Raw genomic sequence first — 10,959 nt, 5'->3', positions numbered from 1 at the left:
CAATCTAATGACCTAATGACCTAATGACCTAATGACCTAATGACCTAATGACCTAATGACCTAATGACCTATTAAGGCTATCTTTGCCATGCTCGTTTCGTAAATGAGTATTTTGGCGGCAAGCATAACACAGCAAATGGCATTTTATGGACAGACATTAGCTAAGAATCACCGGCGGCAGAAACAGCTGTCAGAGAATCGGATTTTGTTTTGATATTGCTGCTAAACGATGTATCTACAGGGAGTTTAATATGATAGGGTTTTCCACGTGAATTGGTCAGTTTATTATCTCTTAGCCAGGGATTAAGGTCTTTCAATTCTTTGTATGATATTCCGTAATAAATGGCAAAATCGGCGAAATTACTGACTGATGAATCAACTTCTACAGTGTAAGTCTCCGGCATATAGTAGAGGTCTTCCTCTTTTACATGAAATCCGTATTTTTCGGGTTCCTGGATAATTTCTTTAATGGCAATGATGCGAAAAACATAACGGCCGGTTTCTTCGTTGAGCAGGAGATCGTAATAATTATTGGTTTTTTGTCTGTCAAGTTCACTTAGTACATGTGATCTGCCTGCATTGTAAGCGGCAGCTGCTAACGTCCAGCTGCCAAATTTTTCGTAGCTGCTTTTCAGAAACCGGCAGGCTGCTTCGGTCGACTTTTCAAGGTGATAACGTTCATCGACTTCTCTGTTCACTTCCAGCCCGTAATCAATAGCAGCACCACGCATAAATTGCCATGGGCCCGTTGCCCCTGCAGGCGATGATGCACGCATGATCAATGCACTTTCTGCAAGTGCCAGGTATTTAAAATCATCGGGGACTCCTTCCTTTTTCAGAATAGGTTCGATTATCGGGAAATACTTGGCAGACCGTTTGATAAAAAGCAATGTTTGCGATTGCCAATAGGTATTGACAAGCAGTTCTCTGTCTAAACTTTCGCGGATATACGATCGTTCAATGGGAACCGGTTCGCCGGCAAAATCAGGATTTTGCGGTACAGGAAGCGAAAAAATATTGTATTCCTTTTGGAACATTTCCCTGTGCGTGAGCTGACTTTCTTTTATTTCTGGTTCTGAGGAATATGTAAACAGACCCCATACAAGCATGCCTGCAATTAAAAGAATAGTTCCGGAAAAATATTTATAGGCCCTGAGTTGATTTTGTGTTGTCATTGATCTTCCCTTCAAATCGTTTCTGTTCGTAATACAAATTTAATGATTTCATAGCAATAGTTGAAAGGGATTAAGGAATTATGGTACTTTGTAGTGCTGGTAAAATTTTCCACGTAAAAGCTGCAAAAGTCTTTAGACCGTTAAATACTCTTTGAATATTATCTTTCAGGGTTTTGCAATTAAAATTTTTTAGTATAAAATCAGGCTAAGGAAACTCGTCCCGGGTAATTGGGACTCGTTTCTTTGCGATCATAGCGTTCCTTTAATTTTGCGCTCTCAGCGTGGAACAAAAAATTTCCTGTAACAATGAGACCGGCAAAAAGAGATTTTCAGGGGTGGGCTCATACCTGAAAAATACCTGCACGATTTGTTTACGGTGCAGGCATTTCAGGGTTTCTGAAAAAGTAAAATTTTTTCTAAAATACTAAAAGACTGTTGTTTTTGAATTGGATTAAACCATTCCTGCAAAACCCATAAAGGCCATAGCCAGGATTCCTGCGACTACCAGTGCTACAGGTGCTCCCTGCATTCCTTTGGGCAGATTGACAAGCTCGAGCTGCTCCCTGATGCCGGCAAAAGTAACAAGTGCAAGTCCGAACCCGATAGCTGATGAGGCCGAAAAAACAACGGCTTCGATCAGGTTGAAGTCGCGGCTTACGGTCATAATGGCAACTCCCAGAATGGCACAGTTGGTGGTTATCAGGGGAAGAAAAACGCCCAGAGCCTGATACAGGGGCGGACTGACCTTTTTTAGAACAATCTCTACCAGTTGTACCAGGAATGCAATGACTAAAATAAAGGAAATGGTTTGAAGAAAGGTTATACCAAACTTTTCAAGAATTAATTTCTGGATAAAATAGGTAACAATGGTCGCTATAACCATTACGAAAGTAACGGCACCTGTCATTCCAATGCCGGTGGATATTTTCTTTGAGACGCCAAGAAACGGGCAAATTCCCAAAAATTGGCTCAAAACAATATTATTAACAAATATTGCTGATATGACGATGATAAGATATGTCATGGTTTATATTTTTATCACATATATTCTTAACAGACTGACTAAAAACTAAAAACTAAAAACCAGGCTATCTTATGCTTTACGCACTCTGTTGATAAATGCAATAAGATATCCCAAAGCAATAAATGCCCCCGGTGCCAGCACGAAAATAAGCATGCCGTAATCCTCGGGAAAGAGGGTAAAACCAAATATCATACCACTGCCTAAAAGTTCTCTTACAGCCCCGAGCATGGTCAATGCCATTGAAAAGCCAAGGCCCATGCCCAGCCCGTCGACAATTGATGAACCCGGCGTGTTTTTTGAAGCAAAAGCTTCAGCGCGGCCTAAAACGAGGCAGTTTACAACAATAAGCGGGATAAAAAGGCCCAGCGCTTCGAACAAGGCCGGAAGATAAGCTTGCATCACCATTTCCACTATTGTAACAAACGAGGCAATGATGACAATGAAAGACGGGATTCGCACTTTGTCGGGTATAAAATTCTTGACAAGCGCGACAACTATGTTCGACATGACCAAGACAAAAGTGGTGGCCAGTCCCATTCCCAGTCCGTTTACTGCCGATGAAGTAACCCCCAGCGTGGGGCACATTCCCAGAAGCATAACAAAGACCGGGTTATCTTTAAAGAAGCCTTTTGTGAAATTTTCCCATTGATTCATTAGTATAAAATTTATCTAAGTTATTGGTCGAATGGAACTCGCATGCAAGACTTTATAAATATTCTTGTTGTGGTATGCCTTGTCAGGCCCGTTTGATCTTACATCTTACCATCTTAAATCTAAAAATCTATTAAAACAATCTTTGCCATGCTCGTTTCATCTTACATTTAATAAGTTGTTACGGCTGTTAGAATTGTTAGAGTTGTTAAAGTTGTTAATATTGTTAGGATTATTAGATAATGTAATAAAATTTATAACATTCTAACAATCCAACAATCTAACAATCTAACAATCTAACAATCTAACAATCTAACAATCTAATGATCTATCTATGGCAATTCTTGCCATTCTCGTTTTATTGGTCTTTTGTTTCGCGTTCAGAGCTATTATTTTTTGTGGTTGCAGAACTGTACGAATCTACATTTTTATTGTATGCATTCCATGCCTTTTGAACAGCATCAAGAAAAGCTCTGGAACTGATGGTGGCTGCTGTTATCGCATCAATTTCACCTCCGTCGGCAGATACTCTTAGCTCTGTTTCTTTGGGGTCTATGCCAACAATGCTGGTTGTGCCGCCGGTTTCTTCGCGTTTAATCCCAAATAACCAGTCAAAAAAAGCGTTTCCGGAAGCTTGTGACACCTCTTCTTCTCCGGAAGGTTTAAACCATGTTGTCATTTTTGTTCCAAGGCCGGGCGTTTCTTTGTGTTCAAGTACCTCATAATTGTTGATGGTACCGTCTGGCAGTATGCCAACCATTATCCTAACATCTCCGCCAAAACCTTTGTGGCTGACACTTTCGATGGCTACGCCAACATTGATGCCATCTTTTTTGGCCGGAAAAACTTTCAGTGAATCGCCATCAGGCCCTGGAATTTTATACATTTCCTGTGCCGGGTCATTGTCAAAGTCCGGAACCACGAGCCGGATGGCGTCCTGTTGTTTTTGTTCTTTGGCCACAGCAATAGGCCCTGCGGTAAGTTTATAGATATATCCCAACGATGCTCCCGCTACCAAAGTGATAATAATCAGCGTCAGAGCCATATTGGAAAGCGATGAATCTGTTTTGCCCATTTCAATTTATTTTGAAGGTTGCACCCTTACTGTTTTTACCTTTTCTCCAAACCGTTTGGGTTTCATGTATCTGTCGATAAGCGGCGTGAAAGCGTTCATTATCAGGATAGCAAATGAAACGCCTTCGGGGTACGAACCAAACGTTCTGATAAGAACCGTTATCAAGCCTATTCCAACACCGTAGAGAAGCATTCCCTGTCGCGACATGGGCGAGGTTACATAGTCGGTAGCCATAAAGAAGGCACCAAGTAAGACACCTCCTGCCAGCACATGGAACAATGGGTCTGCGTATTTTAAAGGATCGATAAGATGCAGAATGCCGGTAAAAATGATCACCGACCCGATTACACTAACCGGTATGTGCCAGGTAATGATTTTCTTCCACAAAAGATAGATGCCTCCCAGAATGAGCGCTATCCCTGCCATCTCTCCGGCACTTCCGCCAATGTTACCTATAAACATACTGATATAAGAGGGTATTTCGGACATCAGTTCCGGGATGGTCTGTCCGGACGACACACCCTCTTTGATCACAGACAGAGGTGTTGCGGCTGTTTCTGCATCAATATAATGTAACCGTGAGGTTATTGGTACCGGCCAGCTGGTCATTTGCACGGGAAATGAGATTAGAAGAAAGACTCTGCCCACCAATGCCGGGTTAAACGGGTTGTTTCCCAGTCCCCCGAAAGATAACTTACCAATTCCTATTGCCACGGCAGCGCCTATAATTATCAGACCTATGGGAATGTTGGAAGGTAGGTTAAAAGCGAGCAATAGTCCCGTGACGGCTGCTGAACCATCTGATACTGAGGGAGCTACTTTAAGTAAATATTTCTTAATGAGCCACTCAAAGAAAACACAAGCTGCTATTGATGTGAATGTAACAATGAGTGCCCCGATTCCAAAAAACCATAATGAGGCAACCAGTGCAGGAAGAAGCGCGATAATCACTCCATACATGTTCTTCGGGACAGAATCACCTCCGTGTACATGCGGTGATGGAGAAATGACTAACTTTTGGTTCATTGTATCTGGTAATTTGTTTTAGTTTCTGTTTCTGATTCGTGTCTGTCCATAAAGTACCATTTGCTGTGTTATGCTTGCCGCCAAAATACTCATTTACGAAAAGTAAACTGCGCCTTTGGCGGCTTCGCAAGCCTTGCAACCGGCACTTTCTGAACAGACACATGATTTGTTACAACTTTGCCCGACTTTATAGACGGGCTCTGATTATTTGTCCTACTTCCCCTTTTCCTAATCGGATGTAATCGAGAAGTGGCCTGTGTGCCGGACAGGTAAAACTGCACGAACCGCATTCGATACAGTCCATTATGCTGTCGCTTTCAGCCCTGTCCCAGAGTTTCTTCTCCGCTTCGATCATCAACAGGTAGGGCTCCAGCCCCATAGGACATGCCGATATACATTTACTACAACGTATGCAATTCTCTACCGGTGCCCTGTGTGCTTGTTCGTATGGCAAGACTAAAATCCCGGAACTTCCTTTGGTAACGGGAACATCCAGATTTACCAGCGCTTTCCCCATCATTGGTCCGCCCCCGATTACCTTGCCCGTGTTGTCGGGTAAACCGCCGGCGGCCTCGATAAGCTGACCGACGGGTGTGCCTATTCTGACAAGGAAGTTGGAGGGTTGAGATATAGCGGGGCCGGTTACCGTTACTACTCTTTCAATGAGTGGTTTATTTTTCTGGATGGCTTCGTAAACGGCAAAAGTAGTTCCGACATTATGAACAACTGCCCCTACTTCAATAGGCAATTTTCCTGATGGAACCTGACGACCTGTGACGGCATCGATAAGCTGTTTTTCACCACCCTGCGGATATTTTACCTTTAGAGGCTGCACTTCAATGCCATCTTCTTTGGCTGCCAGATTGGTCAGCTTCTCTATGGCATCGGGTTTGTTATTCTCTATACCGATGACAGCCTTGTTAACTTTGAGCGCCTTCATAAGAATGCGAATGCCTACCATCAATTCTTCACTTTTTTCCAGCATGATTCGATGGTCGCTGGTCAGGTACGGCTCACATTCTACACCGTTGATCAGCAAAATTTCGCATTTCTTCCCGGGAGGAGGAGACAGCTTTACATGTGTCGGAAAAGTAGCTCCACCCATTCCGACGATTCCCATCTCTCCGGTTTTTTTAATGATCTCTTCACCCGAAAGGGCTATTTCTTTAACGAGTTTGTCGGAACGATCAATATTTTCGTCCCATTCATCACCTTCTGTGTCGATTATTATGGCGGGTTTGCGGTAGCCCGATGCATCCACCACTTCATCTGCTTTAAATACTTTGCCTGAAACGGGAGAATGGATATTGGCCGAGACAAATCCACCTGATGCGGCGATCAGTTGACCGGTTTTAACAATATCGCCCTTCTTAACAAGCGGTTTTGCCGGAGCACCGATGTGCTGTGTTGTTGGTACCGCAACTCTCTTTGGGAGGGGAGGTATTTTAATGTTTTTCCCGGCCGATATTTTTCTTTCTTCCGGATGAACACCTCCTGTTTTGAATGTTTTAAGCACGGTTGTATATAAGTTTTAAGTGATGATCAATAAATTATTTACTTTCTTCCTCAGTTTTCTCTGTCGCTGCTTTCTTCGCAACAGGTTTGTTCTTGCGAGCAGGAAAATTTATTTCAAGAATGGAATTGGTCGGGCATACGGGCACACATTTTCTGCATAGCTTACATTTGTCGTCAAGGATATATGCCAGGTTGTTTTCGAGGGTGATGGCATCGTACGGACAAACTTTAACACATTTCGTACATCCGATACAAGCCACCTCGCATGATTTTCTTGCTACTGAACCTTTGTCTTCGTTAACACAACTGACATATATGCGCATGTTTCTTGGTCCCTTTTTTCGAAGTTCAATTATGTTCTTCGGACAGGCATCAACACAGACACCGCAAGCCACGCATTTGTCTTCAATAATAACGGGAAGACCGGTTTTTTCATCCATATACATGGCATCAAAATCGCAGGATTCAACACAATCGCCAAGACCGTAACAACCGTAAGAACAACCTGTTTCGCCACCGTATAAGGCCGTGGCAACAACACACGATGATGCTCCTTCGTATTGATTGATTCGCGGCCTGTGCTCGCAGGTGCCGTTACAACGGACCACCGCTACCTGGGGGCTACTCTTTCCGGCCTCTTTCCCTAAAATTTCAGCAACTTTAGCCATGACGTCCGGTCCTCCGACGGGACAATTCAAGTCAGAAATATCATCGGCTTTTACCAAAGCTTCTGCAAAAGCGCGGCAGCCCGGATACCCGCACCCCCCACAGTTGGCAGCCGGAAGAACTTCTTCCACCTGGTTGATGCGGGGATCTTCAAACACATAAAATTTCTGTGATGCCAGATAAAGAATGATGGCTGCAAGGGCACCAAGTCCCACGAGCGTTATTATGGTTATCAAAACAATACTCATAACACTATTCCGTAGATGGTTTTATGGTAAAAGAAAATGTCTTAAAAAACTTTTTATTGAGGAGCTTTATGATCAGATAATAAGGAACTAAAATTCCAAGGGCCAAAAGGCCTGTCAGATTTTCATTCCTGGTGATAGAAAACGTGATGATTAAAGTGCCCAAAATCAGAAACAGTGGAAGAATATATGCCCACCATGCAGCCTGAAGGCCCGATTTGCTGTTACCTGTAAGTATTACTTTGTCGCCTGTGGCGTAAGGTCTGTCACAGGTAGCATCAATGATTTTTTCCTGAAGATCGGCGGCAGTACACACCCCTTTTGCATGGCATGAGGCACAGGCTGACTGAGTCAGAATTCGTACCCGGGCATGGCCGCCTTCTGCTGTTTCTACAATGCCTTCGTGTTTTATCTGGTATTTGTCAGCCATGTTGGTTTTATTTCCCCTTTGTGGGCACAAATGTATATAATTGGGGAACATTGGCTGTTGAAGGCTTGTATTTTTTGTTTAGAACAAATTAAAATAACTTTTAACAAGTTGTTGGATTGTCAGATAGAGAAGTGTGAAATGGCTAATTTAGACGAACTTATATTAACGAAAAATTTCTGTATATAAAATCTGATCAGCTAATCATTGCCCAGTTCATTTTTTGCTGAGCGAGCTTTTTTAGCTGTCGCTGCATAATAGCATTTTCAGATTTTTCTAACAATGGATCGTCAGCAAGGATGTCTTGTGCTACATTTCTGGCCATTTGCAAAATACGTGTATCTTTAGTCAGGCTGGCAATTTTGAGTTCAAAAGGCAGCCCCGATTGTTGCGTCCCTTCCAGGTCGCCCGGTCCCCTTAGTTTCATATCGGCTTCTGCAATTTCGAAGCCATCGTTGGTTTGGGTCATTATTTCCATTCGCTTTCTGGTTTCCCTGGAGAGTTTGTAGCCGGTCATCAGGATGCAATAACTCTGTTCGGCACCTCTGCCAACTCTGCCCCGCAGCTGGTGTAACTGCGACAGACCGAATCGTTCGGCACTTTCTATGACCATTACGGATGCATTGGGCACATTTACACCGACCTCGATGACGGTTGTTGAAACCAGTATTTTCGATCTTCCGGAAGCAAATTCCTGCATTGCGGCATCTTTTTCGGCCGGTCTCATTTTGCCGTGTACCATAGAGACCTTCTGATTCGGGAAAACTTCTTTGATATATTCATATCCTTCTGTGAGGTTCTTGAAATCCATGCTTTCCGATTCTTCAATTAAAGGATACACGATGTATATCTGCCTTCCGGCATTGATTTGCTCCTGAATGAATTTATTGACACCAAGTCGTTTGTTGTGATAAACATGTATGGTCTGTACCGGTTTCCGGCCCGGCGGCAATTCATCGATGACCGATACATCCAGATCGCCATAAGTGGTCATGGCCAAAGTGCGGGGAATCGGGGTAGCCGTCATGACCAGAACATGTGGCGGAGATATGTTTTTTTTCCAAAGCCTGGCACGCTGAGCTACCCCAAAGCGATGTTGTTCATCGATAACAACCAGTCCCAGATTCTTAAATTGCACGGTATCCTCAATAAGCGCATGTGTACCAATCAGTATGTCAAGTGTTCCGTTCCGGAGCGATGCATGTATCCTGTTACGGTCAGACTTTCGGGTAGAACCCGTGAGCAATTCAATATTTACATTTATCCCGCGAAGCATTTCCGTTATGGTTTCAAAATGCTGGGAGGCCAGGATTTCAGTAGGTGCCATAAGACAAGTCTGGAAGTTGTTATCTATGGCAATAAGCATGATCATCAATGCTACCAGTGTTTTCCCACTTCCCACATCTCCTTGTAACAGGCGGTTCATTTGATGTCCGCTGCCCATATCTTTTCTCATCTCTTTGATAACCCTTTTTTGGGCTTCGGTGAGTTCAAACGGCAGGTTCTGTTTATAAAACTGGTTAAAGATGGTGCCTACCTTTTTAAAAACATGTCCTTTAATATTATAAGTACGCTGGTTTCGCAGCCTGAGAATATTAAGCTGAATGTAAAAAAGCTCCTCAAATTTCAACCGAAAAGAAGCCTTCTGAAGTGTTTGGGCATCAGGTGGAAGATGAATGTATCTCAGGGCTTCGTCCAGTTTCATGAGTTTCATCTTTTGGATTACCGAAGCCGGCAGTGTTTCCGGAATTGTAGACTGATAATTGTGAAAAACATTTTGAACCAGCTTAAAGATAGTACGGGAAGTAAGATAATTGTTCTTCATCTTCTCCGTAGTGTTATAGAAAGGCTGAAGTCCCTGGAAAAAAGGAACTTTTCCGGGTTGTTCCTTTTCCAGCTCTGGGTGTACTACATTGATGGTATTGTTGAAAACTGTTGGCTTTCCGAAGAGTATGTAGGGCTGACCGGGTTTTATTTGTTCTTTGAAATATTTGATACCCTTAAACCAAACGAGTTCAAGGGTTCCGGTTCCGTCTGAAAAAGTGCCGACCATTCTTTTTCCTCTGCCATCGCCAACCATTCTGAGGGAGGTAATTTTTCCTCTTACCTGGACGTAGGGCATTTCCCCGTTTATTTCACGGATTGAATAGAAGCGACTCCGGTCGACATATTTATAAGGGAAATGGTACAAAAGGTCCTCAAAGGAAGTAATTTGAAGTTCCTTTTTCAGGGTTTCGGCCTTTTTGGGGCCGACTCCCGGCAAATACATAATATTTCGTGTGGCCAGGTCTGACATAAAACAGCATCAAAAATAGGCCAATCCTTCATTCAAAACAAATGACTTATTAAAGTTTTGCTTCAATTTTTTGCGGAAGGAAACAGATTAAAAAAAGGCTGCCTTTTTAGACAGCCTTTTTCACAGAATAAAGCTTAAAAACTTATTCCTGCATTTCTTCAACTTCTTCTTCAACCTCTTCTTTCACTTCTTCGGCTGCTTTTTCTGCTTCTTCAGCAGCTGCTTCGGCTTCATCAACAGCTTCTTCGGCAGTTTCCTCAACTGCTTCGGCACTTTCTTCAACTGCTTCCTGAGTAGCTTCTATGGCCTCAGATTTTTCTTCTGATTGTTTGTCTTTCCCGGATTGACCGGCACAGGCCATAAGCCCTACAACCATTAATAATAAAAAAATTTTCTTCATAGTTTAAATGAATTTTGGGTTTGAATAAATGATAAATTAAGACCACGTTACGTCTAAATGAATGGCAAGTTATAAAAAAACTTCTTTGCATGACAAAGATCATTTGAAAAAATTTGTAGCTATTCGGAATTTTATTTAATGATCATATAAGTTTCATGTCTTTTGTATTACAATTGTGAGCATTAATATGGTCTGTTTTTTGGTTTGGAAAGCTTGTTTTTGCTGACTTTTGGTGGTGGTGGTTTTTAAGTTTTCATCCGTATAAAATCAGTATAAGTTATTGGTCTGATGGAACTTATCATACTTTAATTGATGGTAGATTCTTCGCTCCGCTCAGAATGACAAACAGCTAAAGTTGAGGTTGAGGTTGAGATTAAGGTTGAGAGTTCACCACAGATTACACAGATTGACACAGATTTGACAATTATCAATCAGAGAGAGATTCTTCGCTTCGCTCAG

Annotated in this window: 10 protein-coding genes; all 10 read right to left on the bottom strand. The window is 42.6% G+C overall.

What is annotated here, in order from left to right; all coding sequences use genetic code 11:
• Window positions 1–161: 161 nt before the first annotated feature.
• Complete coding sequence (locus ATH1_RS0116545) at window positions 162–1,175, bottom strand: lytic transglycosylase domain-containing protein (RefSeq protein WP_010424413.1); 1,014 nt, start codon at window positions 1,173–1,175, stop codon at window positions 162–164.
• A gap of 451 nt (window positions 1,176–1,626) precedes the next feature.
• Complete coding sequence (locus ATH1_RS0116540; RefSeq protein WP_010424411.1) at window positions 1,627–2,199, bottom strand: electron transport complex protein RnfA; 573 nt, start codon at window positions 2,197–2,199, stop codon at window positions 1,627–1,629.
• Between the two features lie 69 nt (window positions 2,200–2,268).
• On the bottom strand, window positions 2,269–2,853 hold the full coding sequence (gene rsxE / locus ATH1_RS0116535) for an electron transport complex subunit RsxE (protein ID WP_010424409.1): 585 nt from the start codon (window positions 2,851–2,853) through the stop codon (window positions 2,269–2,271).
• 355 nt (window positions 2,854–3,208) lie between these two features.
• Window positions 3,209–3,925, bottom strand: a complete 717-nt coding sequence (locus ATH1_RS0116530; RefSeq protein WP_010424408.1) for an RnfABCDGE type electron transport complex subunit G — start codon at window positions 3,923–3,925, stop codon at window positions 3,209–3,211.
• 6 nt (window positions 3,926–3,931) lie between these two features.
• On the bottom strand, window positions 3,932–4,951 hold the full coding sequence (locus tag ATH1_RS0116525) for an RnfABCDGE type electron transport complex subunit D (protein ID WP_010424406.1): 1,020 nt from the start codon (window positions 4,949–4,951) through the stop codon (window positions 3,932–3,934).
• 187 nt (window positions 4,952–5,138) lie between these two features.
• A complete protein-coding gene (rsxC, locus tag ATH1_RS0116520; RefSeq protein WP_010424404.1) occupies window positions 5,139–6,467 on the bottom strand; it encodes an electron transport complex subunit RsxC in 1,329 nt (442 codons plus the stop codon).
• Window positions 6,468–6,501: 34 nt separating this feature from the next.
• Window positions 6,502–7,380, bottom strand: coding sequence for a Fe-S cluster domain-containing protein (locus ATH1_RS0116515; protein ID WP_010424402.1), 879 nt, complete (start codon window positions 7,378–7,380; stop codon window positions 6,502–6,504).
• 4 nt (window positions 7,381–7,384) lie between these two features.
• Window positions 7,385–7,807 (bottom strand): SoxR reducing system RseC family protein, encoded by a 423-nt coding sequence (locus tag ATH1_RS0116510; RefSeq protein WP_029164189.1) that lies wholly within the window; start codon window positions 7,805–7,807, stop codon window positions 7,385–7,387.
• A 193-nt stretch (window positions 7,808–8,000) separates the two neighbouring features.
• On the bottom strand, window positions 8,001–10,100 hold the full coding sequence (recG, locus tag ATH1_RS0116505) for an ATP-dependent DNA helicase RecG (RefSeq protein ID WP_029164188.1): 2,100 nt from the start codon (window positions 10,098–10,100) through the stop codon (window positions 8,001–8,003).
• Between the two features lie 142 nt (window positions 10,101–10,242).
• Window positions 10,243–10,500 carry a hypothetical protein gene (locus ATH1_RS0116500; RefSeq protein ID WP_010424395.1) on the bottom strand — a complete coding sequence of 86 codons (258 nt, stop codon included), beginning with the start codon at window positions 10,498–10,500 and terminating at the stop codon, window positions 10,243–10,245.
• Between the last annotated feature and the right edge of the window lie 459 nt (window positions 10,501–10,959).

It is taken from the genome of Anaerophaga thermohalophila DSM 12881, from assembly GCF_000191885.1.
GTDB lineage: Bacteria > Bacteroidota > Bacteroidia > Bacteroidales > Marinilabiliaceae > Anaerophaga > Anaerophaga thermohalophila.
Note: the sequence above shows the minus strand (reverse complement) of the source record. Positions and strands in the feature narration are given on the sequence as shown.